Origin of the sequence: Maricaulis sp. (assembly GCF_017643475.1) — a bacterium.
In the GTDB taxonomy this organism is placed as follows: domain Bacteria; phylum Pseudomonadota; class Alphaproteobacteria; order Caulobacterales; family Maricaulaceae; genus Maricaulis.
Genome location: NZ_JAEPNI010000002.1, coordinates 358475 through 381637, shown reverse-complemented (window position 1 = coordinate 381637; position 23163 = coordinate 358475). Strand labels below are relative to the sequence as shown.

At 62.3% G+C, this 23163-nt stretch carries 23 protein-coding genes; 12 read left to right on the top strand and 11 right to left on the bottom strand.

Going from position 1 to position 23163, the window contains the following annotated elements:
• Positions 1-28: 28 nt before the first annotated feature.
• Genes JJ889_RS09145 through JJ889_RS09130 form a run of 4 tightly spaced genes read right to left on the bottom strand, consistent with a single transcriptional unit; the run spans position 29 to position 6690 of the window.
• Positions 29-2080 (bottom strand): hypothetical protein, encoded by a 2052-nt coding sequence (locus tag JJ889_RS09145; protein ID WP_291894101.1) that lies wholly within the window; start codon positions 2078-2080, stop codon positions 29-31.
• The gene (locus JJ889_RS09140; protein ID WP_291894100.1) at positions 2077-4788 is read right to left on the bottom strand and encodes a DUF4159 domain-containing protein; all 2712 of its coding nucleotides are present in this window, start codon (positions 4786-4788) and stop codon (positions 2077-2079) included. Before JJ889_RS09140 ends, JJ889_RS09145 begins: the two co-directional genes overlap by 4 nt.
• Positions 4789-4791: 3 nt before the next feature.
• On the bottom strand, positions 4792-5688 hold the full coding sequence (locus JJ889_RS09135) for a DUF58 domain-containing protein (protein ID WP_291894099.1): 897 nt from the start codon (positions 5686-5688) through the stop codon (positions 4792-4794).
• Between the two features lie 3 nt (positions 5689-5691).
• Positions 5692-6690: a MoxR family ATPase gene (locus JJ889_RS09130; RefSeq protein WP_291894098.1), complete on the bottom strand. Its 999-nt coding sequence runs from the start codon at positions 6688-6690 to the stop codon at positions 5692-5694.
• Positions 6691-6772: 82 nt separating this feature from the next.
• Here JJ889_RS09130 and JJ889_RS09125 point away from each other — a divergent pair, with 82 nt between their 5' ends.
• Genes JJ889_RS09125 through JJ889_RS09110 form a run of 4 tightly spaced genes read left to right on the top strand, consistent with a single transcriptional unit; the run spans position 6773 to position 9529 of the window.
• Positions 6773-7348, top strand: coding sequence for a DUF1285 domain-containing protein (locus JJ889_RS09125; protein WP_291894097.1), 576 nt, complete (start codon positions 6773-6775; stop codon positions 7346-7348).
• Positions 7335-7952: a CoA pyrophosphatase gene (locus tag JJ889_RS09120; RefSeq protein WP_291894096.1), complete on the top strand. Its 618-nt coding sequence runs from the start codon at positions 7335-7337 to the stop codon at positions 7950-7952. The genes JJ889_RS09125 and JJ889_RS09120 overlap by 14 nt, the downstream gene beginning before the upstream one ends.
• A 3-nt stretch (positions 7953-7955) precedes the next feature.
• Positions 7956-8294 carry a DUF6111 family protein gene (locus tag JJ889_RS09115; protein ID WP_291894095.1) on the top strand — a complete coding sequence of 113 codons (339 nt, stop codon included), beginning with the start codon at positions 7956-7958 and terminating at the stop codon, positions 8292-8294.
• Positions 8291-9529, top strand: coding sequence for a CCA tRNA nucleotidyltransferase (locus tag JJ889_RS09110; RefSeq protein ID WP_291894092.1), 1239 nt, complete (start codon positions 8291-8293; stop codon positions 9527-9529). Before JJ889_RS09115 ends, JJ889_RS09110 begins: the two co-directional genes overlap by 4 nt.
• Before the next feature lie 75 nt (positions 9530-9604).
• Here JJ889_RS09110 and JJ889_RS09105 read toward each other — a convergent pair whose 3' ends face one another.
• The 5 genes from JJ889_RS09105 to JJ889_RS09085 form a co-directional block, all read right to left on the bottom strand.
• A complete protein-coding gene (locus JJ889_RS09105) occupies positions 9605-10030 on the bottom strand; it encodes a hypothetical protein (protein ID WP_291894090.1) in 426 nt (141 codons plus the stop codon).
• Positions 10031-10190: 160 nt separating this feature from the next.
• Entirely contained in the window at positions 10191-10898 is a 708-nt protein-coding gene (locus tag JJ889_RS09100) for a CPBP family intramembrane glutamic endopeptidase (RefSeq protein WP_291894089.1), read from the bottom strand.
• Between the two features lie 69 nt (positions 10899-10967).
• Positions 10968-11780 carry an AraC family transcriptional regulator gene (locus tag JJ889_RS09095; protein ID WP_291894087.1) on the bottom strand — a complete coding sequence of 271 codons (813 nt, stop codon included), beginning with the start codon at positions 11778-11780 and terminating at the stop codon, positions 10968-10970.
• 109 nt (positions 11781-11889) lie between these two features.
• Positions 11890-12768, bottom strand: coding sequence for an oxygen-dependent coproporphyrinogen oxidase (gene hemF / locus JJ889_RS09090; protein ID WP_291894085.1), 879 nt, complete (start codon positions 12766-12768; stop codon positions 11890-11892).
• A 48-nt stretch (positions 12769-12816) separates the two neighbouring features.
• The gene (locus JJ889_RS09085; protein ID WP_291894083.1) at positions 12817-14220 is read right to left on the bottom strand and encodes a DEAD/DEAH box helicase; all 1404 of its coding nucleotides are present in this window, start codon (positions 14218-14220) and stop codon (positions 12817-12819) included.
• A gap of 303 nt (positions 14221-14523) precedes the next feature.
• Here JJ889_RS09085 and JJ889_RS09080 point away from each other — a divergent pair, with 303 nt between their 5' ends.
• A complete protein-coding gene (locus JJ889_RS09080) occupies positions 14524-15378 on the top strand; it encodes a hypothetical protein (RefSeq protein ID WP_291894081.1) in 855 nt (284 codons plus the stop codon).
• Here the strand turns inward: JJ889_RS09080 and JJ889_RS09075 are convergent.
• Complete coding sequence (locus JJ889_RS09075) at positions 15375-15821, bottom strand: TrmH family RNA methyltransferase (RefSeq protein ID WP_291894079.1); 447 nt, start codon at positions 15819-15821, stop codon at positions 15375-15377. The two genes, JJ889_RS09080 and JJ889_RS09075, sit on opposite strands and share 4 nt — an antisense overlap.
• 177 nt (positions 15822-15998) lie before the next feature.
• Between JJ889_RS09075 and petA the strand changes: the two genes are divergently transcribed.
• The 7 genes from petA (at position 15999) to JJ889_RS09040 (ending at position 21366) form a co-directional block, all read left to right on the top strand.
• Positions 15999-16628: a ubiquinol-cytochrome c reductase iron-sulfur subunit gene (petA, locus tag JJ889_RS09070; protein ID WP_291894077.1), complete on the top strand. Its 630-nt coding sequence runs from the start codon at positions 15999-16001 to the stop codon at positions 16626-16628.
• Positions 16625-17935 (top strand): cytochrome b/b6, encoded by a 1311-nt coding sequence (locus tag JJ889_RS09065; RefSeq protein ID WP_291894074.1) that lies wholly within the window; start codon positions 16625-16627, stop codon positions 17933-17935. Before petA ends, JJ889_RS09065 begins: the two co-directional genes overlap by 4 nt.
• A gap of 13 nt (positions 17936-17948) precedes the next feature.
• On the top strand, positions 17949-18770 hold the full coding sequence (locus JJ889_RS09060; protein WP_291894072.1) for a cytochrome c1: 822 nt from the start codon (positions 17949-17951) through the stop codon (positions 18768-18770).
• A gap of 74 nt (positions 18771-18844) precedes the next feature.
• Positions 18845-19717, top strand: a complete 873-nt coding sequence (mtnP, locus tag JJ889_RS09055) for an S-methyl-5'-thioadenosine phosphorylase (protein WP_291894071.1) — start codon at positions 18845-18847, stop codon at positions 19715-19717.
• A 72-nt stretch (positions 19718-19789) separates the two neighbouring features.
• On the top strand, positions 19790-20188 hold the full coding sequence (locus JJ889_RS09050; protein ID WP_291894070.1) for a lysozyme inhibitor LprI family protein: 399 nt from the start codon (positions 19790-19792) through the stop codon (positions 20186-20188).
• Positions 20189-20830 carry a glutathione S-transferase family protein gene (locus JJ889_RS09045; RefSeq protein WP_291894069.1) on the top strand — a complete coding sequence of 214 codons (642 nt, stop codon included), beginning with the start codon at positions 20189-20191 and terminating at the stop codon, positions 20828-20830.
• A gap of 8 nt (positions 20831-20838) precedes the next feature.
• Positions 20839-21366, top strand: coding sequence for an adenine phosphoribosyltransferase (locus JJ889_RS09040; protein WP_291894066.1), 528 nt, complete (start codon positions 20839-20841; stop codon positions 21364-21366).
• Positions 21367-21611: 245 nt separating this feature from the next.
• Here JJ889_RS09040 and JJ889_RS09035 read toward each other — a convergent pair whose 3' ends face one another.
• Positions 21612-23087 (bottom strand): peptidase S10, encoded by a 1476-nt coding sequence (locus JJ889_RS09035; RefSeq protein WP_291894064.1) that lies wholly within the window; start codon positions 23085-23087, stop codon positions 21612-21614.
• Positions 23088-23163 lie beyond the last annotated feature (76 nt).

Genomic DNA, 23163 nt, shown 5'->3' with positions numbered 1-23163 from the left:
CGCAATCGGCGGATGTGGGGGAAGAGGCTTAGCGCCCCTCGCGCCACCAGCCCAGCCCCAGAAGGCCGGTCAGGATCAGGACGATCAGCAGGCCCGGCAGCAAAGGCGTGCGGGTCGTCGCACGGACGACATAACGCTCGTTTGATCTCAGGCCCATCCAAGAGCGGCCGGAATGATCTGCATTGGCGCGGGTCCGGCGGATGCCGGGCAGGCGGGCATTCTCACCTTCACCAATCGTATAGACACCGCCACCACTGGCATTGACGAAAGGATCGAGGGTCGCGTCTGTCGGGCGCAGGTCGGCATATTCCAGCGGGTTGAGCGGCCCCAGGGCCGCAACGGTCGTCAGCGCTCCGGAGCGAAGGCGGACAAGGCCAGTGCCTTCAGCCGGCAGGCGTGCGGAGAAACGCCCGGATTCATCCGTGCTCATGCTGGCGACTTCCTGGCGGCCATCGGGCCAGGTGACCTGTAGCGGCGGCGCGGTATCGGCCAGCGTAACGCGATCCACCAGTAATTCACCGTCCATGGCCACGGCCGTCAGACGTTCCTCGTCGAGCTCCGGCTCCTTCATCAGCCAGTGCGCCACACGGCGGAACATCTCGCCATAGGGGCCACCGCCCTCGAAACCTCGCGACCACAACCAGGTCTGGTCACTCATCACCATCGCCGTACGGCCTTGCTGGGAGTGCTGCAATACCAGAAGCGGATCACCGTCCTCGCTTTCCAGCAGAACCTGGCCACCCAGGGTGATGCCCTCGATATTGCGCATCCAGCGACCCCATTCCGGATCCTCGCCGCCGCCTTCCAGCCCGGCGGTGACCGGGTGGCGCAGGCCGAGATCGGACATTTGCGGTGTGAAGGCTTCTTCCGACAACGTACCGGACGGACGTACCGGCAGAACGCTGGACAGTTGTGAGCGGAACAGGCTTGGCGGGCCGGCGAAGGGCGGCCCCGTGGTGACCAGTAGTGCGCCGCCATTTTCAACATAGCGCGCCACATTACCGAAATAGCCCTGCATGATATTGCGGCGGCGATAACGGTCAAAGATCACGAGATCGAATTCCTCGAGGCGCTCGTAGAAGAGTTCCTGGACCGGGAAGGCAATCAGCGCCAGCTCGTCGGTCGGCGTGGAATCGCGACGGTCTGGCGGACGCAGGATGGTGAAGTGGACCAGGTCGACGGACGGGTCGGACTTCAGCAGGTCACGCCAGGCGCGCGCGCCATTGTGCGGTTCACCGGTGACCAGCAGCACACGCAGGCGATCCCGCACACCGTTCACGGAGACAGCGGCCCGGTTATTGATCAGGGAAAGCTCCTGTGGACCGGCCTCGACTTCGATCTCGACGACGTTCTGGCCACGCTGTTCAACGGGCACGTCAATGCGGATGGAGCGACCGATCGGTATGCGGTGCACTTGCGGTTCACCACCTTCGAAGCGGAAGGCGACCTGGGCATTGCCGGTCACGGCCGTGTCCTCGACACGAATGGTGAAGCTCGCACCCTGTCCCACAATGCCGTAACGCGGGCTTTCTTCGATGATCAGGCGACGATCACCGGCGGATGTATCGCCGGGCATGATCTGGTGCAGTGGCGCATCGATATTCAGCGCATCAATAGAGGCGGGCGCGTCATGGATCTGGCCGTCGGTGGTGACGACAATACCGGCCAGGCGATCCTGGGGCACGCTGGCAAGCGCTGAGCTGACAGCGGAAAAGACCTCCGTGCCATCCGCGCCTTCACCAGCTTCCACCTCGACAAGATCAAGCAACGGGTCATTCTCGGCCTGGCGGCGCAGGGCCTCGGCCATGGCGTCGGCCGCTTCGGAGCGACCGCCAATATCCATCGAAGAGCTGGTGTCCGTGACCAGGATGGCGACATCGGCGAGCGGATCACGCTCTTCCTCGACCAGCGATGGATTGGCCAGGGTCACGCCCAGGGCCGCCAGCCCCAGCCCGCGCCACAGCCAGCCGGACAGCTTCTGGATCGCGCCAAAGATGAGCACGGCATAGCCAATCGCCAGGAGCGCAATCAGCGGGCTCCAGGGAATGAGCGGCGAAAAGTCGATCGAGGCGGCCGTCATTGTCCGAGACGCTCCAGGATATCAGGGATGTGGACCTGGTCGGCCTTGTAGTTACCGGTCAGGGCGTACATGGCGATATTGATGCCGAAGCGCAGGCTCAGCTCGCGCTGGCGCTCGCCACCATCAACAGTAGCCACCGGACGTCCGTTTTCATCGACCGCCCAGGCGGCTGCCCAGTCGTGGGCGCCGATAACGACGCCGGAGGTTCCGTCACGCGATGCACCGTCCGGATTGGCTTCAACCCAGACCGGGTCGCCGCCGAAACGGCCCGGGAATTCCTGCAGCAGGTAGAAGGAGCGTGTCAGCACATGATCGCCGGGGATACGTGCCAGGGGCGGTACATCAATGCTTTCCAGCACCGTGACCAGCCCGCGATGCGGTTCGCCTGCGCGCAGCATGGACACGTCAGCATCCTGGGTGTCGAAAATGATGAGGCCACCGCTTTGCAGATAGGTCGAGACACGCGCTGAAGCCTCTTCGGAGAGTGGCTGGGCGTCGTCGATGATCGGCCAGTAGATCATCGGGAAGAAGATCAGCTCGTGCTGTTCCGGATCAACCGCCATCGGATTGGCCGGTTCAATCGCCGTGCGTCGGGTCAGCTCGTTGGCCAGACCGATCAGGCCCTGGCGGGAGCGGTTGTCCAGATTGCTGTCGCCGGTCTCGACATAACCGAAATGCAGGTCCAGCGAGGCTTCCAGCACAAACGGGTCAACCTCCTGCGCCTCCAACCGTCCGGCCAGCGGCACGAGGGCGAAGGCCAGCACGACCGCAGCAGCGGCGCGGCCCGGCAGGGGCAGGCGGCCGGCCAGACCGAGCGCGATGAGGACGTCGAGGATCATCATGACAAGGGCAATCACCAGCAGAGGTGTCTGGAACAGGATCGGGCGGATGCCGTCAAAGCCCTGATAGATCACCGAGGGCAGGTCGCGCGGCAGGGCTTCGACCGTGGTGTCCGCAGCGATGACGTTCAGCGCGGCGCTTCCCGTGCCCAGGCGATAAAGACCGGCCGGCACACTCGGCGACACAACTGCGGTTTCGAAAATCTCGGCCGGGACGGGGCGGGCAGTCGAGGGCGGGCTGGTCAGCTGACCCTGCCAGTCGAGCGCCTGATCAACGACCCAGGCCCCCGTGGCAGGTCCGGTGGCTTCGCCGTTCTGGGCCAGGCCCATGACACGTTCCAGCATGCGCGGGAACAGGCCGGAGAGCGGCAGGTCGGACCAGGTCGGGCCGGCGGTCACGTGGAAGAGCACGATCCAGCCACGACCCCGACGCTGGGCGGTGACCAGCGGGGTGCCGTCCTCGAGACGTGCCCAGACACGGTCAGGCGTCGCTGTGCCCGGCTGGGCGAGAACCTGGCGGTCCACCGTGGCTGTTGGGTCGGTGGGCAGGCCGGCAAACGGACTATCGAGCGAGAAACCGACAATACGCTGGGGTTCTTCCCAGTTCAGAGCGCCACCAAAGAGGCGGCCACCTTCGCGCAGGTCTACCGGCAACAGCTCGTCACCGCGCGCTGCGAGGCGTGGTCCGGCGAAACGCAGGAGCAGGCCGCCATTGGCGACAAACTCACCGATGCGCTCGTCATCCGTGCGTGCATCATCGACCATGACCAGGGCGGCGGGTTCTTCCTCAAGCAATTCCTCGAGTGTGCCGCGGCTGGGCGTGGAGATCGGATTGATCGCGCTTTCAACATAATGCAGGTCAGAGAGCAGCGGCTGGCCGTCTTCGGATGTCGCCTCGATCAGGCCGACACGCGGACGACGCCAGCGATCGCCCATCAGGCGCACAGAGGCCGCGCTTGAACGCCCCTCGATGCGGATGCTGGCAATGCGATTGCGAAGATCCAACGGCAGACTCATCTCGACACGTGTGCGGCCCTCATCACCGGCAAACCCGGCATCGGCGCGGGCGATGGCGCGGCCATCTGAACCCAGGGCCACAATGCCGATGGTCGCCGGCAGCTCCCGCATGGAGCGCAGGACATCAACCGCCAGACCGTCTGTGGTGACTTCCGGCGGGGCGAGGGCATAGGCACTGCGTCCCGCATCCGGTTCGATCAGGCGGACGGTGCCGATATCGTTGAGCGTGTCTGCCAGTGCGCGGGCACCGGAACTGTCCGTGCCGTCGCTGAGCCAGGTGATGGCCAGGTCATCGGCCAGGGCGTCCTGGGAGATGGCATCTTCCAGGCGCTCGGCGGCAGAGCTTCGATCCACCGGCCAGGCTTGCGGGCGGGCGCTCTCGAGCAGGCGGCGGGCGGTGTCGGCGCTATCCAGGCGGATTGGCGCAGGCGCGGTTTCGCCCGGCGCTGTAAACAGGAGAGCGACGAGACGGTTGTCCCGCTCCGCATCGCTGATCAGTAGTTCGGCACGACGTTCGGTTTCCGGCCAGGAATTGGCCGCCGCCCAGCCATTGTCGACGACGATCAGCGCCGGGCGCTCCTCGTCTTCAACCGCGGGCGGTGTCCAGATCGGGCGCGACAGGCCAATAATGATCAGCGAGGCAATCAGCAGGCGGAAGAGGATCAGCCACCAGGGCGCGTGATGTGGGGTCTCGGTGTCGTCCGGTGCACCCAGCAGCAGGCGCAGCGGCGGGAAAATCGCGCGTTTCGGTGCCGGCGGTGTCGCCCGCAGCAGCAGCCACAGCGCCGGCAGTGCCAGCAAACCGGCCAGCGCCAGCGGTGCGCCAAAGGAAAGGGGCCCCAGTCCAAACATCAATCAGACATCCCTTGCCAGTGCACGATAAAGCGCCAGCACGGCACTCGTTGCGGTCTTGTCGGTGCGGTGGGTGACAATCGTCCAGCCATACTGGCGGGCGAGGTCGGCGAGTGCATCACCATGTTCCCGCCAGCGCTGGCGATAGGTCTTGCGGGCTTCCTCGGCACGACCGAACAACAGGCTGTCATTGGAATGCGGGCGCTCGAAACGGGTGCGGCCGGAATAGGGGAAATCCTCTTCCGCCGGATCGACGATGCGCAACATCACACCTTGGGCTTCCAGCACGGCAAAACGCGACAGCCGGGCGGCCCAGGTCTCGATCGGATCGAGGAAATCACTGGCCAGGACAACCCGGCCAAAACGGCTGATCTCCGGCGCTTCCACGGCGTTTTCAGCACCCGGTCCCAGCACAAGGCGACGGGAGACGCGTTCAAGGCCAAGCGCGCCGGTGCGTGGAATCGCGCTTTCACCCAGCACGGAGACGCGTTCACCGCCCTGGGTCAGAAGGGCTGCGACGGCGATCTGACACACCGCTGCGCGGTCCAGCTTGCTGGGCGTGTGTTTGCCCGACGTGTATTGCATCGACGTGGAGCCATCGCGCCACAGCCAGATCGTATTGGCGGCTTCCCACTCGTTCTGACGCACAAACAGCTGATCGGACCGCGCGGACTGGCGCCAGTCGATGGCGGCACGACCGTCTTCTGGACGGTGATGGCGGTATTGCCAGAAGGTCTCGCCAATGCCGGACCGCCGACGGCCATGCACACCCTGGGCGACGGTCGCAGCAATGCGCTCCGCCTCCGCCAGCAGGGAGGGCAGGCTGGCCGCCGCCTCTTCGCCTTCATGGCGCAAAGAGACGATGCGGACTTCCTTATGGCGATCGACGCCCTGGCTCATGACCTAGGCGGCCTGGTCCGCAAGGGTCTGGATCAGACCTTCCAGCGTGTGGCCATCCGCACGGGCCGCGAAGGACAGGGCCATGCGGTGCTTCAGAATGGGTTCGGCCAGCGCCGCAACATCCTCGGTGGACGGAGCCAGGCGGCCCTGCAGCAGTGCACGGGCACGACAGGCCAGCATCATCGCCTGGCCGGCACGCGGTCCTGGCCCCCAGGACACACCTTCACGAACCGCCTCGATCTCGCTTTCATCCGGACGGGCCAGACGCAGCAGGTCAAGAATGGCTTCAAGGACTTTTTCGCCTACCGGAAGGCGGCGAACGAGGCTTTGCAGCTTGATGATCTCTTCCGCGTTGAGGACTTCGATAGCTTCCGCAGAGGTCGCGCCGGTCGTGGCGAGCAGGACCTGGCGTTCCGCATCACGATCCGGATAGGGCACGTCGACACGCAGCAGGAAACGGTCGAGCTGGGCTTCCGGCAGTGGATAGGTGCCTTCCTGCTCGATCGGGTTCTGGGTCGCCAGCACGTGGAAGGGGTGCGGCAGGTCATGGCGCTCACCGGCGACGGTCACGTGACCTTCCTGCATGGCCTGCAACAGCGCGGCCTGGGTGCGCGGGCTGGCGCGGTTGATCTCGTCAGCCATCAGCAGGCGACAGAAGATCGGGCCGGGCAGGAAGCGGAAATGACGCTTGCCGTCATCACTTTCTTCCAGGATCTCCGAGCCGAGAATATCAGCCGGCATAAGGTCCGGTGTGAACTGGATACGCTTGGTGTCGAGGCCGGTTGCAACGGCGATGGTTTCCACCAGGCGTGTCTTGGCCAGGCCGGGCGCGCCGACCAGCAGGGTGTGGCCACCGGACAGGAGTGCGGTCAGGCAAAGCTCGACCTCTTTTTCCAGGCCGAAAATGACGCGTCCGATACTGTCTTTTACGGCCGCCAGGCGCTGGGTCGCTGCATCCGCTTCGGCGATCAGGTCTGCACCGGGTTCAATCGTGTCGGTCATCGTCCTAAATTCCTCTCCGAAACAGATGACTTATATGTCTTTCAACGTGCGTCGAGCATGGCGTTGCAGGAACGAGGTGTCCATGCCTACCGATACCGAAATGGCCAACGGATTACAGTCGCTGCTCAAGGCAGCAGAAAGCGCCGGCGAGGGATTGCCTCCCGTCGATCGCTGGAATCCGGAGTATTGCGGCGAGATGGACATGGTCATCAAACGGGATGGCTCCTGGTGGCATGACGGCACGCGTATAACCCGGGAACGTCTGACACGCTTGTTTTCGACAATCTTGCGTAAAGATGACGACGGCGTTCATTATCTCGTCACGCCGGTCGAGAAAATCGGTATCCGGGTCGAGGTCGCGCCTTTCCTGGCGGTGCGAGTCGACCGGGTCGGCGAGGGCCGGGACCAGCAACTGCTTTTCACAACAAATTTCGGTGATGTGGCCGCTGCAGGTCCGGATCATCCCATTGAAATCAGCTGGGATGGCGATCGCGAGGAGCCGGTGCCCCTGGTGAGGATTCGCGGACAGCTCGATGCGCTGATGTCCCGACCGGTCTTTTATGAGCTGGCTGACATCGCCGTGGAACATGACGGCGTCACCGGTGTGTGGAGCCAGGGGGAGTTTTATCCGCTGGAGGTTGATGGTGCAGACGCCTGAAGCCTTTCTCCAGCGCCTGCAGGACCGGCTGGACCCGGTCGACAGCCAGGGCGCCCTGCCTGTGCGCGGGGATGGTGACCTCAATGGCGCGCCTTCACCGACGGGGCGGGAACTTCGGTCTGCAGCCGTGATCGCGCCGTTGTTATTGCATGACGGTCCGCCGCGTTTCCTCTTCACCGAGCGCGCTGCCCACCTCAGCCAGCATGCGGGCCAGGTCAGTTTTCCCGGTGGTCGTGTTGATCCGACTGATCTGACACCCGCCGATGCCGCGGTGCGCGAGCTGCATGAAGAGGTCGGGATTGATCCGGTTTATGTCGACATGATCGGCCGGTTCGACAGTTATGAGACGGTCACGGGATATGAGGTCCAACCCTTTGTGGGAATTGTGCGTCCCGGATACCGCTTGTCGATTGACCCGAACGAGGTTGCCCTGACCTTCGAGGCGCCGGTGGATTTCCTGATGAATCCGGTCAATCACGAACGTCATAGCCGCACCTGGCAGGGGCGGGAGCGGCATTTTTATGCGATGCCGTGGAATGGGCACTATATATGGGGAGCGACAGCAGGCATGCTGAAGTCGCTTTACGACAGGCTTTACGGGTAGATCATGGTCCGCATCACAATTATTGAAATCCTGTCCTTCCTGTTGCCCTTCGGCCTGTTTTTCCTGTGGCGAACGGTCAGCACATCGGAAGCCGCAGCCAAGCCGGCCCCGGTTCTGAAACTGGCTGCTGCCGGTGCTGCGACCGCGGTTGTGGTCATGATCGGTCTGGTTCTCCTGGACAGTGCCCGCGGTGGCCATGAAGGGGACCAATACGTCCCACCGCGCCTCGTGGATGGTGAAATCCAGCCGGGTTACTTCATCCGCTCCGATGAGGCTGCGGACGACACAAATGAAGATGCGGGTGAGGAAGCGGAAGACCCGCCGAGCGATGATCAGGAATGACTCCGGTCTCGCTGAACCCGGCTGAACACAGCTGGATGAGCGCGCCTGAGACGCGCGCTGTTATCGACATGCTTGAGAAGGAGCGTCCCGGCGGTTCGCGCTTTGTTGGTGGCTGTGTACGCAATGCCTTGCTGGATACGCCGGTTGCGGATGTTGATATTTCCACGCAGATCCTGCCGCAACGTGTGCTGGATATTGCCCGTTCGGCGGGCCTAAAAGCCATTCCTACCGGCCTCGAACACGGGACCATCACTGTTGTGTCTGGCGGTGTTACCTATGAAATCACCACGCTGCGCAAGGATGTCGCCACCGATGGTCGCCGCGCTGTTGTCGAGTTTTCCGAAAGGTGGGAGGAGGACGCACAGCGACGCGACTTCCGCCTGAACGCGCTCTACGCAGATTTCCACGGAAAAATTCACGACCCGACCGGCGGTCTGGAGGATCTGGAAGAGCGCCGCTTTGTTTTTGTCGGTGATGCCCGCAAGCGCATTCGGGAAGACTATCTGCGCACGCTCCGGCTGTTCAGGTTTCAGGCCTGGTATGGCCAGGGTGATCCTGATGAGGTCGCCATTTCAGCGGCTTATGAGCTGCGTGACGGTCTGTCGACATTGTCAGTCGAGCGCGTCTGGTCTGAATTGAAGAAGCTTCTCGCCGCTCCGGATCCGGGGCGGGCGATTGAGCTGATGCAAGCCGGAGGAATATTGAATCAATTGATCGGAGTGAACGGATCCTTAAGAGTCCTGAGCGCAATCATTGATCAAGACAATGATTATGGATTAGCGCCTGACGCCCTGTTGCGATTCGTGGCGCTCGCCGATGGCGGACCGGAAAGGATGAGGACGATGGCTGCAAACCTGAAAATGTCCAATGCTGAAGTACAACGCCTGCAGGGCGCGGTAGATCCGTCTGCCCGCGAGGATGTGCATGGCGCCTTTGGTGATCTTGCCGCTGCCGAACGTGCCATCATGGCGCTGGGTGCACAGGCTTTTGAGGACCAGGCCCGTCTGGCGGCAGCCGGCGAAACCGCTCCGCCGCCGCGTGATTGGCGCCTGCTGGCCAAGTTTGCGGCCGAGTGGAAACAGCCGGATTTCCCGGTCAATGGCGGTGATCTCATCCTGATGGGTTACGAGCCGGGTCCTATGCTGGGTGATGCGCTTGATGAGCTGAAGGCCCACTGGATTGCCGAACGTTTCGAGCCGAGCAAGGACGAGCTTCTGGCGCGTCTGAAACAGTAGATCGCTCTACACGCCAACGAGAAAAGCCCCGGTCATCGCCGGGGCTTTCTTGTATCCGCTGTCCGGGTGATGGGCCTAGCGAAGTAATGCGTTTGTCTGCGTATAGGCGATGCCGGCCTGGAGCGCGGTGTCCGCGGTGCTGGTGCGAGCCGGTTGTTTCTCCTCACCCCCAAGCAGGTCGCGAATGCGTTGCTCGATTTCGGCCTCGATCGCCTCGCGCTCGTTTTCCGGCATGGCCTTGAGGCTGTCCTCGCTGAGCCCCCGGCTTTCCAGGAACTGGGCGCGGATGCGTTCGGCAGGCGACATCTCCGCCCAGCGCAGGAATTCCTCCACGGCTGACTTTTTCGACACCATCGCTTGCGGCGCCTTGTCGATCATGTCCTGGGAGGCGGGCGAGGCGGGAGCTGGTAGCGTCTTGTTGGCAGCGGTCTCGCCCGGTCTCTCGGCGCCGGTCACATGGGGCAGGGGTGCCGGGCCGATGCCAAGTGCGGAAATACTCATCTTCGGTCTCACTCGTGATGGTTGTCCGATAGGAAGCTGCAAGGGGCGGGCCGTCTGAACGGCCCAGCCCTGGCTGGCAAATCCACGCAGTCGAGGCGGCGATGGCGGGATCTGCCGGGTAAACCTTTCCGGGTGCCGGAAGATTTTGCCCGTTATGGATCTACCAGTCGGCGTCCAGATAGAAGGCGGTCATCGCCAGGGTGTCCACTAAGCCGTGTGCCAGGATGAGCGGCCAGAGATTGCGCTTGTAGAGCAGGTAGAGCGTACCCAGGGCAAAGGCGATGGTTCCGGTTACCACGAGACCGCGCACACCCTGGTAATACATGTGGGCAAAACCGAAAATCAGGGCGGGGATGAAGACTTTCAGCAGGGCGCGCATCGGGATACCCGCGAAGATGCGCTCGACCCGGCTGACCAGCACTGCGCGGAAGAACATTTCCTCGCCGAAGGCCGCACTGGTCCAGACAATGGCAAGCCACATCAAATAGACCGGCAGATTGCCTTCGATATCGCCCCAACGGGCTTCCACACCCTCCGGCAGGGCGTCCGAGCTCCAGAGACCGGCCGCGTCACCCAGATAGGCCATGGCCACGCCGCTGCCCAGGATAGCCACGATCGCCAGTAAGGTCTGGGGCAGGATCAGGAGGCCGGATTTCCAGCCGCGCGGCCGGGCGAGGCCCAGGCCCGTCCAGGTTTCACCGCGATGGTGCAGATAGACGGTGGCGACACTCAGGACGATGAGCAGGGAAGCTGGTCCAGCGAATTTCCAGATGAACTGGTCCAGTACAACTTTCGAACCAAAGGCGATGGTCAGGGCAGCGAGCAGTTCCAGCGCGGCCCGGGAACGGGAGGGGGAAGTATTGGTCATGCTTTTTCTCTTCGGAACGGGCAGGGCCCAACAAAACTTTCCATCGAGATAGAGCGCGGCGGACCTGATTTATTGAATGATCGTGCCGTTGGTGCCGGTGTCGAGCAGTTTCAGCCAGACCTTCGGGGTGACGCCGAAATTGCCCTTGAACTGGCGGGTCAGATGGGCCTGATCGGAAAAACCGGTCGCACAGGCTGCGCTCGCCAGGGACGTACCATTGGCGATCAGCACGCGGGCGGCATCGAGGCGGCGCAGGGTGACGTAACGATAGGGGCTGGTCCCCATCAGGGCGCGGAAATCACGGGCCAGGTTCCAGCGGGACCGGCCCGTCACGTTTTCCAGCGCCTCCATGGTGATCGGCTCATCCAGGTGGGCCAGGATATAGTCGCGGGCGCGATAAACGGCCTGGTGATCGATCGGGCGATCAATGTCCTGTCCGGTTTCCACGGCACACAGACGGTCGACCAGCTCGGTCATCACCGCGCTCCAGTCCAGCGCGTCCACCGGCGTGGCGAGATCCCGGACGAGGCCGTGAACCAGTGAGATCAGTTGTCGGTCCGTACTGCGACCGCCTTCGATGAAGGGCAGGGCGCGACCGGCCAGGGCGTGTTCGAATTCCTCGGGACGGATATTGATACCGCGATAGCCGAACGCCTCGTCGGTTCCGGCCATGCCGTCATGCAGTTCATCGGGGTGCAGGATGACCAGCTCGCCCGGCAAGGAGTGCCGGCAGGCGCCGCGATACTCGAAACTCTGCACACCCTTCAGGGTCAGGGCAAAGGTATAGGTATCATGCCGGTGCGGCGCGAAGGCACGACCGCTGAACACTGCTTCAAACCGCTTGTGCGGCCCGGCGGCTGTGGTGACTCGTCCGTTTCGCATCTGTACTCGCCCTTGTCTCATCAGTGATGAGATGTTTCCCGGGGCGATATCGGATGCATCTGTTGAACAGCCAAGCGGGAACACGCCGCTGGGTGTCCCGTTTGTGCGGCTACGGCCACTTCGCCTCGGGCGGCATGGAGGACAGGATCGACTTTACATTGCCACCGGTTTCCAGGCCGAACTTGGTGCCACGATCATAGAGCAGGTTGAACTCGGCATAACGACCACGACGAACAAGTTGTTCCTCGCGCTGGTCGGCGGTCCATGTCTCGTTCATGCGGCGGCGGACAAGCGTTGGGTAGATGTCGAGGAAAGCCAGACCGACATCCCGGGTAAAGGCAAAATCCTCGTCCCAGTCGCCGGTATTGTGGCGGTCGTAGAAAATCCCGCCAATGCCGCGCGGTTCGTCCCGGTGTGGCAGGTAGAAATACTCGTCGCACCATTTCTTGAAACGCTGGTGGTAATCCTCGCCGTGTTTGTCACAGGCCGTCTTGCAGGCAGCGTGGAAGTCCCTAGCATCGGGATGAGCCTGGGTGCGGGCGCTGTCGAGCACGGGGGTCAGGTCCATGCCGCCGCCAAACCACCACTTCGTCGTGGTGATGAAGCGCGTATTCATGTGCACGGCCGGAACATTCGGGTTCCACATGTGGGCGATCAGGGAAATGCCCGACGCCCAGAAACGCGGATCTTCCTCGGCGCCGGGGATTTGCTTGCGGAATTGTTCGGAAAACTCGCCATGCACGGTGGAGACGTGCACGCCGACCTTTTCGAAAAGCCGACCGCGCATGATGCCCATCTGGCCACCGCCCTGGTCCTCGCCGCGTGACCAGTCCTCGTATTCAAAACGTCCGGCCTCGCCAGGATAAAGCTCAGCCGGGGCCTCGTCTTCCAGGCGTTCAAATTCGGCGCAGATCTGGTCGCGCAGGTCTTTAAACCAGGCCCGGGCAGAGGCGCGGGCGAGATCGATATTGAGTGCTTGTTCCGTCATGGCGACATGCATACGCGCTGGGGCGCGTCTGGCAATAGGCAAGAGGTGTTACGAACCGACGCGGGTCGCATTGGACTTGCGGCGGCGCACCCGGCGTCGCCCCTGTCCGGCTCCGGCTGGTTTGGACTGGCCACTCTCGCCGCTGGCCGGTTTCGCCTTGGGCTTTCCACCCGGCTTGCCATTGCCCTGCCGTGGCTTGTCACCACCGGACTTCGCCTGGTTGCCAGCAGGGCGCCGACGACGATTGCCACCGCCTCCACCGCCACCGCCGCGCTTGCCGCCGCCTCCGCCACCACTGCCGGGGCGTTTGGCGTCCTTGGGGATTTCCAGTTCGGCACCAAAAGCGGAGAGGTGACGACCAATCAGCTTTTCAATATCGCGCAGCAGGATGCGATCGCCCGGCTCGACCAGCGAGATGGCGACCCCGTCCGTTCCGGCCCGTGCCGTACGGCCGATCCGGTGCACATAGGCTTCGGGCACATTGGGCAGGTCGAAATTGATGACATGGCTGACGCCGGGAATATCGATGCCGCGCGCAGCGATATCCGTCGCGACGAGGATGCGCACAGAGCCTTCACGGAAGGCTGCCAGGGCTTTCTCGCGCTGGTTCTGGGACTTGTTGCCGTGGATGGCGACCGCCTTCAGCCCGTCCTTTTCCAGATTGCTGACAACCCGGTTGGCCCCGTGTTTGGTGCGTGTGAAGACGATGGCGCGTTCCATTTCGCGTGGCGCCAGGAGGTCGCGCAGGGCGGCGCGCTTCTCGCTTCGCTCCAGCAGCTGGACGTCCTGTTCGATGCGTTCGATCGGTGTGGATTGCGGTGCCACCGAGACTTCGACCGGCCTGGTCAGGAAATCCTCGGCCAGCTTGCGGATCTGTTTGGGCATGGTGGCGGAAAAAAGGACGGTCTGGCGCTTGCGCGTCAGCTTGGCCATCAGCTGGCGGATGGTCGGCATGAAGCCGAGATCCAGCATCTGGTCAGCCTCGTCCAGCACGACCATGTCGACCCGGTCAATGCGCAGGGCGCCGGTGGAGATATGGTCCATCAGGCGGCCCGGCGTCGCAATCAGCATGTCGACGCCCGGTTCCAGCGCCTTGATCTGCGGGCGCGGTTTCACTCCGCCAAACACCGTGGTCAGACGCAGCTTGGTGTTCTGGGCATAACGCGCGGCGTTTTCCTCAATCTGGGCGGCTAGCTCTCGAGTCGGGGCGAGGACCAGGGCGCGACAGCGACGCGCGCCGACCGGTTCGTCATAATCCAGCAGCTGATGCAGCAGGGGCAGGGTGAAGGCCGCGGTCTTGCCGGTACCGGTCTGGGCGATGCCCACGAGATCGGATCCGGTCAGGAGTTTCGGGATGGCGCGCGCCTGGATCGGGGTCGGGGTTGTGTACCCGGAAGCGTCGATGGCCTTGATAAGCGGTTTGGCGAGGCCAAGGTCGTGAAAATGCGTCAAAACAATACCTGTTCACACCAGACTGCAGCGCAGGCTGGTTGGGGTGGGTGAACGTGTTGAGCGTGGGTCAGCCGTCCGGCGGAGGTGAATTCGCCGAGCGAATTCGAGAAGGCGCGAGATTGCGCAAAAATGAGCCACGAACTTTGAGATCAAAGGTCCACGCCGTGGCGTTGCGCGCGGTATGCTCGTTTTTGCAGCAATCCACAAGTGATTTCCGTTACGGCGCGCCGGGCCAACTGAGCGCCCAGTCTTGTTCTCGCCCGCCTGCCCGCCCTAGTCTGCGCCCGAAAACAGGGGCACGAGATGGACATCACAAACATTATCCTGGCCGGAATTGGCGGCGCTCTGGGCGCGGGCCTGGGGATTCTTCTCGGCGCGCGCATGCCGCGCCGCGGAGACGGTTTTGGCCTGCCGCAAATCATCGCGATTGCCCTGACCGTGGCCGGCGCCCTGATTGTGCCGCTGGCTGCCGGCCCGCTGCTTTCCGGTGAGCGAGAAGCCCATGGCGGACGCGATATGGGCGCCGAAGTAGATGCGATGTTTGCCGAGAACCAGATGCTGCAGGCACTCGCGACCGTTGATCCCGACGCCCAGCAACGCATGCGGGAGCGGGCGATCGAAGCTTATCGCAGCGGAGGTTCCGAGCAGGCCGAACAGGTGATGTATGAAGAGGCCTTCGTGCTTGGCCAGACGGCTGTCGTGATCTATGGGCCGCGGGCGACAGATGAAGCTCTGCTAGGCCTTCAGCGCACCTTGCTGAGTGTGGCGCGAAATCTGATGAGCGAACCACAATATTGTTACACGCTGCTCTATTCCGGTATCGCGCCGCAGAACATCTCCTCGCGGCAGGCGATGGAAGCGGGGCGGCATGCGGCCTACGCACCGATGCAGGACGCCATGGTAGCGCTTGTGCTGGCGGCCGGCCCCGAGGCGATTCCGTACGATCTCGACCGCGCGACCCTCGGGACGGGGGAGATGCAGGGATTTGTTTTCAACAATTATGACGAGAACCGTCTGCGGTATTTCTCGGGCTATGAGCCGCAGAATGATGCAGAGTTCGCCGCGGCCTGTGATGCGATGGCGGATCTGCTGGAATTCCAGCTCAATCACGAATATGCCGCCGACATGGTCCGGGCGGGACTGATGTCAGGCGGCTAGCGCAACTGCCTCTGGGCCTCGGCGAGGGCGATGCCGGCGGAAACAACGACGTTGAGTGACCGGGTTTCCGGACGAATCGGGATGATGACGCGTGCATCGGCCTGATCATGAACCTCGTCCGGAACGCCTGCACTTTCCCGACCAAATAGCAGTCGGTCATCCGGACGGAATTTGAAGTCCCATAGGTTGTCTGCGCCACGCGTTGTAAACAGGACGAGGCGACCTTTTGACGCGGGCTGGACCGTCAGATACTGGCTCCAGGAGCTATGTCTGACAGGGGAAATGGTCGCCTCATAGTCCATGGCTGCCTTGCGTATACCCTTTGCAGTAAGGGGAAAGGCGCAGGGTTCGATGACGTCGAGATCCGCCCCGAAACAGGCTGCGACGCGCATCGCTGCCCCGAGGTTTTGCGGAATATCTGGTTGAAAAAAAACGATCCGCATTTTAAGCCGCGCTCAAGCCAAGAGTCCGGAAGTGTGTGCGGCAACGCGCCGCGTACGCGATCCGCCTTACGGCGATAGGTTATGGTCGTCAAACCTGTGAACGCAGATTTGGCGATTTTCTGGGGCAGGGACACGCACTTGCGTGGACCCGTAAACACGAAGAGAAGAGGTCGGCTCGTGACGGAACACAACGGCGCGCCCGACGGACACGGTCAAGAACCGTCCCGTCGCGACTTCATCTATATCGCTGCAGGCGGCGCGGCCGCTGTCGGTGGCGGTCTTGTAGCTTGGCCGTTCGTCGACCAGATGAACCCGGCAGCGGATACGCTTGCACTGGGTTCCATCCGTGTCGATGTCTCGCAGGTTTCTGCGGGATCGGAAATCACAGTGATGTGGCGCGGGGCGCCGGTCTTCATCCGTCACCGTACGGAAGAGGAGATCGCCGACGCCCGTGACGTTGACCTGTCGGCCTTGCCGGATGAAGACGCACGTAACGAGAATGCGGGCATGGAAGGTGCTCCGGCCTATGACGCGAACCGCGTCCTTCGCCCGGAATTCCTGATTGTCAAAGGCAATTGTACTCACCTCGGCTGCGTTCCGACGAGCCAGGAAACCTCTCAGGGTGGCGAGTACGAAGCCTGGTACTGTCCGTGCCACGGCTCGCACTACGACAAGTCCGCACGCATCCGTCGCGGACCGGCTCCGGAAAACCTTCCGGTTCCGGATTATTTCTTCGAAAGCGAGACGGTCGTTAAGCTCGGCCTGTCTGGCGAAGAAGCAGCAAACTCGGGGTGGGCAGTAGCATGAGCGGACCTTCGACCTACGAGCCGAAATCCGGCTTCACGCGTTGGCTAGATGATCGCCTGCCGATCATCCGCCTGGGCTGGGACAGCTTTGTTGACTTCCCGACGCCGCGTAACCTGAACTACTGGTGGACATTCGGTGGCATTCTCGCCGTCTTCCTGATGATCCAGATCATCTCCGGTATCATCCTCGCCATGCACTATGTACCGCACGAAAGCATGGCTTTCGACAGTGTCGAGCGCATTCGTCGCGACGTGAATTTCGGCTGGATGATCCAGTCCATGCACGCCAATGGCGCGGCCTTCTTCTTCGTTGCGGTCTATCTGCACATGTTCCGCGGTCTCTATTACGGTTCCTACAAGGCGCCGCGCGAGATCCTGTGGATCCTGGGTGTCGTGATCTACCTTCTGATGATGGCCACGGCCTTCATGGGTTATGTCCTGCCGTGGGGCCAGATGTCCTACTGGGGCGCTATGGTGATCACCAACCTGATCGGTGCGCTGCCGTTTGTCGGTGACGCGATCCGCGAATGGCTGTGGGGCGGTTTCTCCGTTGGTCAGGCCACGCTGAACCGCTTCTTCTCCCTGCACTACCTGCTGCCCTTTGTTATCGCCGGCGTGGTTGGCCTGCACATCTGGGCCCTGCACGTGCCGGGCAATGGCAACCCGGTCGGACTGGACGTCCGCAAGGGCGATTCCGGCAAGAAGGACACGCTGCCCTTCCACCCGTACTACACGGTCAAGGACGGCTTCGCGATCATCGTCTACCTGATGGTCTTCGCAACCTTCGTCTTCTTCATGCCGAATGTTCTGGGTCACGCGGACAACTTCATCGAAGCCAACCCGCTGTCGACGCCGGCGCACATCGTACCGGAATGGTATTTCCTGCCCTTCTACGCGATCCTGCGTGCGGTCACCTTCGACATCGGTCCGATCGACGCCAAGCTGGGCGGTGTCCTGGCCATGTTCGGCGCCATCGCGATCCTGTTTGTCCTGCCCTGGCTGGATACGTCCCGCGTACGCTCCATGCGTTACCGTCCGCTGACACGCTGGTTCTTCATCTTCTTCGTACTCGCCTGCCTGGGTCTGGGCTGGTGTGGCGCGAAGAACCCGGATGATCTGGTGTTCGTCATGGGGCACGACGCGGAAGGCCATGAAGTGGGCTTCAAATTCCTGTGGTTCGGTCAGCTTTTGACCCTCTACTACTTCGCCTATTTCCTGGTGATCCTGCCGATCATGGGCATCATCGAAAAGCCGAAGGAACGTCCGGCCTCCATCGAGGCGGCGGTCCTGGGCACAGATAAGTCCTAAGGGAGCGACGATCATGAAAATGGTTCACATCATCGCCGCTGGCCTGGCCGCTCTGGGCCTCACTGCTACGGCTTCTGCCCTTGAGGGCGATGCACACGCGCCGGAAAAACGCGAATGGATCTTCTCTGGACCGTTCGGCACGTATGCTGACGGCGACCATGGCGAGCGGTATCAGCTCCAGCGTGGTTTGCAGGTTTATCAGGAAGTCTGTGCGTCCTGTCACTCGCTTGACCTGATCAGCTTCCGCAATCTGGGGCAGGCTGCTGGTCCATTCTGGGATGAGCGCTTCGAGAATCCGAACGACAATACGGTCGTCATGCAGATCGCGGCGAACTACCAGATCTGGGACGGCCCGAATGACGATGGCGACATGTTCCAGCGTCCGGGTATCCCGGCGGATTATTTCCCGGCTCCGTTCGAGAATGAACAGATGGCGCGTGCCGCCAATGCCGGTGCGCTGCCGCCGGATCTGTCCCTGATCGTCAAGGCCCGTTCGCATGGTGCAGATTACATCTACGCCCTGCTGACAGGTTATGGAGAGGCTCCGGAAGGCACCGATCTCAGCCCTGGCCAGTACTACAATGAGTACTTCACCGGTGGTGCGATCGCCATGGCTGCCCCGATCTCTTTCGACGGCCAGGTCGAATACGCTGACGGTACCGAAGCTACGGTCGAGCAGATGGCCGAAGACGTCACCGTCTTCCTGGCCTGGGCCTCCGACCCGCACATGGAGGCACGCAAGTCCATGGGCCTGATGGTTCTGCTGTATCTCTTCGTGTTCGCCATCCTGGTCTATCTGGCCTATCGCCAGGTCTGGGCGAACGTCGAGCACTAGGCGTTACCAGCACTTGCAAGATCTGAAGGCTGTGGGCATATGCCCGCAGCCTTTTTCTTTTGGGGGATGATCCCATGAACAACTGGAAACTCGGAATTATCGGCGGCTCCGGCCTGTACAGCCTGGATGGGCTTGAGAATGTGCGTACGCAAAGCGTGGAGACGCCCTGGGGCATGCCCTCTGCGGATCTCACGATGGGCACGCTGAACGGGATCGAACTGGTCTTTCTGCCGCGCCACGGCACTGCCCACGCCATCCCGCCCTCAAAGGTTCCCTATGACGCCAATATCGCGGCTCTGAAAATGGCAGGCTGTAGCGATATCATCGCCATTTCCGCCTGCGGATCCCTGCGCGAGGAATATGCGCCAGGCCATTTCGTTGTCGTGGACCAGTATGTTGATCGCAGCCAGGGCCGTCCGCGAAGCTTCTTTGGTGAAGGCTGTGTCGCGCATGTGCCGATGGCTGACCCGGTGTGTTCCCGCATGAGCCGGCTGGTCTATGAAGCCGGCGAGGCGGCCGGGATCGGGATCACCAAGGGTGGCACCTATCTGGTCATGGAAGGCCCGCAATTCTCCACCCGTGCGGAAAGTGAACTCTATCGGTCCTGGGGGCTGGATGTGATCGGCATGACCAACATGCCCGAAGCAAGGTTCGCCCGCGAGGCGGAACTGCCCTATGCCGCCGTGGCGATGGTGACGGATTATGATTGCTGGCACGAGGAGGAGGACAGTGTCGACGTGGCCGCTGTGCTCGCCGTGATGCGTGGCAATACCGAGAAGGCCAAACGCCTGCTGACAGGCCTCACAGAGCAGCTGAGCGCCGTCGAGCGCACTCCGAGCCCGGATGACATCGAAACCGTGCTGGACGCCGCTGTGGTAACGCCGCCGGCCAGTCGCGATCCGGAAATTGTCGACCGTCTCAAGGCTATCGTACCGCGCGTGTTTTGATATTCCCGATTTGGGGGCTTTTGAAATCCCTCCAGCTCGTCCATAAAGTCGGACCCATTATCGGAGTAGACGATGATCGAGTTCGTTTTCGCCCTGGCGGCGGCCTCTGCCACCCAGGACCTGGCCCTCGCGCCGCGCCGTCCGCTCGTTGAATGTTCCCAGCACCTGACCAATGACCGCGCCAGGCATAATTGCCTGCGTGATCTGTTGCGGGATGCGGAACGGCAGCTCGACACGGCGCTGGACAATGCCCGCCAGGAGGCCGGGGAGGCCGATCTGGACAGTGGGGGCATGTTCCGCGCGGCGGAGATGCTGGAAACGGCGCATCAGCACTGGCAGACCTATCGCGATGCGGAATGTGGTCGCCGGGGCGCCCTGATGTTTGTCAGCGAGGCCTCTCGCACGGATATCACGCTGGACTGCCAGGTCGCGATGACACGCGCCCGCCAATCGGAGCTGGAGAGCAACTAGTTGAGCCTGCCCGTCCTTTATATCGGTAATCGCCGTTTTTCGAGCTGGTCGCTGCGCGCCTGGCTTGTGCTGCAGAAATCCGGCATCGAGTTCGAAACACGCCTGATCCCGCTCAATGAGGGGGAAACCCGCTCGGCCATTTCCGAGATTTCTCCCGGTGGCACCGTACCCGCGCTGCATACTGCCGATGGCGTGATCTGGGACTCGCTGGCGATCTGTGAATGGGCGGCCGAACGCAAGCCAGACCTCTGGCCAGCCCAGGACATGTTGCGAGCCCGTGCCCGGGCGGCTGTCTCATCCATGCACGCCGGTTTCCTGTCGCTGCGCGAACACTGTCCGATGGATCTGTGCCGGGAGGGTGTCTACAAGGATCTCGACGACGTCACCCAGATGGATATCGCTGTCATGCAGGCACTCTGGCATGATGTCATGACGCCCGCCGGCGAATTCATGTTCGGCGAGTGGTCGATCGCGGATGCTTTCTTCACGCCCGTGGCCAGCCGTTTCAGAAGTTATGCCGTCGAGCTGCATTCCGAAGCCCAGTCCTATTGCGACACCCTGCTGTCGGAGAAAGATTATCTGGACTGGCATTCCAAAGCCCAGCTAGAAGACTATACGAATCCCTACGAAAACCCTCTCTAGAGGCTCTCATGGACCTGAAATCGGTTATTCGCACCATTCCCGACTATCCCAAGCCGGGGATCATGTTCCGTGATGTAACAACCCTGATTGGTGATGCGCGCGCGTTCCGCGTGGCAGTCGACCAGATGGTCCAGCCCTGGGCCGGCGCCAAGATCGACATGGTCGCGGGCACCGAAGCGCGGGGCTTCATCCTGGGCGGCGCTGTGGCGCATCAGCTCTCCGTCGGTTTCACGCCGGTGCGCAAGAAGGGCAAGCTGCCCTATCGCACCATCGCCGAGGATTATGAGCTGGAATATGGCACCGACACGATCGAGATCCATGTCGACGCCATCAAGGAAGGCGACCGCGTGCTCCTGGTCGACGATCTGATCGCGACGGGTGGGACGGCTGAGGCGTCGATCAAGCTGCTTCAGCGTGCCGGTGCAACAGTGGTCGGCGCAGCCTTTGTTATCGATCTGCCGGACCTGGGCGGTGCCAAGCGTATCGAAGCGATGGGCGTGCCTGTGTCTTCGCTCGTGGAGTATGAGGGCGAGTAGGGCGTGCCGAAGGCGCGGTTTCAAGTCGGCCCTTTCGGGCCGCACCCTATCCGCCCGCTTCGCGGACACCTTTCCCATTAAGGGAAAGGATGAAGACAACTGCGCCTTCTACCCCCGTCATCCCTGCGAAGGCAGGGACCCAGTTCATTAGGCTGGGTCCCGCTCCAGAAAGCGCTTGTTCCTGAAACGCCATCGCCCTTCGAACTGGGCCCGGACCTTCGTCAGGGTGACGGTGAGTGTGGAAACTACTCCGCGATCATCTCGCGCACATCCTGTGCGAACGTCTCCAGGGAGGGTTCGTGGATGTACATCATGTGGCCGGCTTCATAATAGGTGAAGGTTACACGGTCCTGGACGAAGCCGGGCTGGTTGAACATCAGTTCGGCGGCGAAGAAGGGGGTGGCCAGGTCGTAATAGCCCTGGGCGACCAGCACTTCGAGATCTGAGTTCTGGCGCATGGCGCGGGCGATCCACGGACCGACATTGATGTAGTTGTTATTGCCTGACCTTCCGGCATTCCAGTTCCAGCCGCGCACGCCGCCAATGGTGGAATAATAGTCCGAGATATCAACGCCCAGCGTGCGTGTGAAATAATCCAGCATGGAGGCCGTGAAGCTGGCATCAATGCCGTAAAAGCTCGGATCGGTTTCCGGACCTTCGCCGACACCGTCGACCTCGAGACCGGTGAAACGGCTGTCGAGACGGCCTACGGACAGGCCCTCATCGCGACGCGGCTCGCGCTGGAAACGCTGCAGCGAGATGCGCAGATTGGCGCGGTCGATGAATTGCTCGGACAGGCCGATATAGTCGGACAGCTCGGCGACGATGCGGGCGCGACGACCCTCGTCCAGCATCACGCCATACAGCAGGGCCGGCATGTATTCCTCGATGGCAAAGGTGCGCGCATCGGCCAGGAAGGCTTCCAGATCACCATTCCAGCGGGCCTGGTCGACCTTGCCGTGATACCAGGCGGTCGCGGCAAAGCCCGGCATCAGGCCGACATAGCCGATATCATTGCCCGGCGAGGTATCGTCATAGCGGAAGTCCACGACAGTGGAGATCAGGGCGACACCATTAATGGCCACGTCGGTATACCCCCCTTCCAGCTCGTTCAGCAGGGCGCCGATGCGCAGCGTGCCGTAACTTTCACCCAGCAGGTATTTGGGCGAATTCCAGCGCTGATTGTCGGCCAGCCACTGGCGAATGAAGGTCGCGAGGCTCTCGGCATCCTCGGTGACGCCCCAGTAATCGCTCGTTTCGCCTTCACCCAGCGTGCGGCTCCAGCCCGTGCCAACCGGGTCGACAAAAACCAGATCCGCCACATCGAGGATGGAATGCACATTCTCGACGACGTCAAAGGGCGCGGCGCCGTCATCCATCGCGTCGGGCAGGGCGAGGCGCTGCGGGCCGAATACGCCCATGTGCAGCCACAGGCTGGCAGAGCCCGGTCCGCCATTGAAGACAAAGGCGACGGGGCGTGTGCGCGGGTCTGTCATGCCGTCCGCGATATAGGCGGTGGAGAAAATGGAGGCGACCGGATTGCCTTCATTGTCTTCCAGATAGGTCTCGCCCGCGGTGACGCTGTAGCGGATACGCTGGCCGTCAATGCTGACCTGGCCGCGGCTCTCGTAAACGCGTGGTTCCGGTGTGTTGCCGTCCTGGGCCAGGCTGGACACGGACAGGCAAAGCGCAGCGAGCGCGGCGCAAAGTGAACGGATCATGTTTCTCTCCCCGAGATCTGGGACCCAAACTAGAGCGGTGAACCCGCGGCGCAAAGTGAACTCGTTGTGAGTCCGC

What these genes read in the sequence shown, in the direction of transcription:
- JJ889_RS09095 (WP_291894087.1), bottom strand. Translation starts at nt 11,780, where the DNA reads ATGCGAAACGGACGAGTCACCACAGCCGCCGGGCCGCACAAGCGGTTT.
- JJ889_RS09115 (WP_291894095.1), top strand. Translation starts at nt 7,956, where the DNA reads ATGGTCCGCATCACAATTATTGAAATCCTGTCCTTCCTGTTGCCCTTC.
- JJ889_RS09065 (WP_291894074.1), top strand. Translation starts at nt 16,625, where the DNA reads ATGAGCGGACCTTCGACCTACGAGCCGAAATCCGGCTTCACGCGTTGG.
- JJ889_RS09060 (WP_291894072.1), top strand. Translation starts at nt 17,949, where the DNA reads ATGAAAATGGTTCACATCATCGCCGCTGGCCTGGCCGCTCTGGGCCTC.
- JJ889_RS09040 (WP_291894066.1), top strand. Translation starts at nt 20,839, where the DNA reads ATGGACCTGAAATCGGTTATTCGCACCATTCCCGACTATCCCAAGCCG.
- hemF (WP_291894085.1), bottom strand. Translation starts at nt 12,768, where the DNA reads ATGACGGAACAAGCACTCAATATCGATCTCGCCCGCGCCTCTGCCCGG.
- JJ889_RS09130 (WP_291894098.1), bottom strand. Translation starts at nt 6,690, where the DNA reads ATGACCGACACGATTGAACCCGGTGCAGACCTGATCGCCGAAGCGGAT.
- JJ889_RS09135 (WP_291894099.1), bottom strand. Translation starts at nt 5,688, where the DNA reads ATGAGCCAGGGCGTCGATCGCCATAAGGAAGTCCGCATCGTCTCTTTG.
- JJ889_RS09105 (WP_291894090.1), bottom strand. Translation starts at nt 10,030, where the DNA reads ATGAGTATTTCCGCACTTGGCATCGGCCCGGCACCCCTGCCCCATGTG.
- mtnP (WP_291894071.1), top strand. Translation starts at nt 18,845, where the DNA reads ATGAACAACTGGAAACTCGGAATTATCGGCGGCTCCGGCCTGTACAGC.
- JJ889_RS09140 (WP_291894100.1), bottom strand. Translation starts at nt 4,788, where the DNA reads ATGTTTGGACTGGGGCCCCTTTCCTTTGGCGCACCGCTGGCGCTGGCC.
- JJ889_RS09075 (WP_291894079.1), bottom strand. Translation starts at nt 15,821, where the DNA reads ATGCGGATCGTTTTTTTTCAACCAGATATTCCGCAAAACCTCGGGGCA.
- JJ889_RS09100 (WP_291894089.1), bottom strand. Translation starts at nt 10,898, where the DNA reads ATGACCAATACTTCCCCCTCCCGTTCCCGGGCCGCGCTGGAACTGCTC.
- JJ889_RS09080 (WP_291894081.1), top strand. Translation starts at nt 14,524, where the DNA reads ATGGACATCACAAACATTATCCTGGCCGGAATTGGCGGCGCTCTGGGC.
- JJ889_RS09145 (WP_291894101.1), bottom strand. Translation starts at nt 2,080, where the DNA reads ATGACGGCCGCCTCGATCGACTTTTCGCCGCTCATTCCCTGGAGCCCG.
- JJ889_RS09125 (WP_291894097.1), top strand. Translation starts at nt 6,773, where the DNA reads ATGCCTACCGATACCGAAATGGCCAACGGATTACAGTCGCTGCTCAAG.
- JJ889_RS09050 (WP_291894070.1), top strand. Translation starts at nt 19,790, where the DNA reads ATGATCGAGTTCGTTTTCGCCCTGGCGGCGGCCTCTGCCACCCAGGAC.
- JJ889_RS09035 (WP_291894064.1), bottom strand. Translation starts at nt 23,087, where the DNA reads ATGATCCGTTCACTTTGCGCCGCGCTCGCTGCGCTTTGCCTGTCCGTG.
- JJ889_RS09110 (WP_291894092.1), top strand. Translation starts at nt 8,291, where the DNA reads ATGACTCCGGTCTCGCTGAACCCGGCTGAACACAGCTGGATGAGCGCG.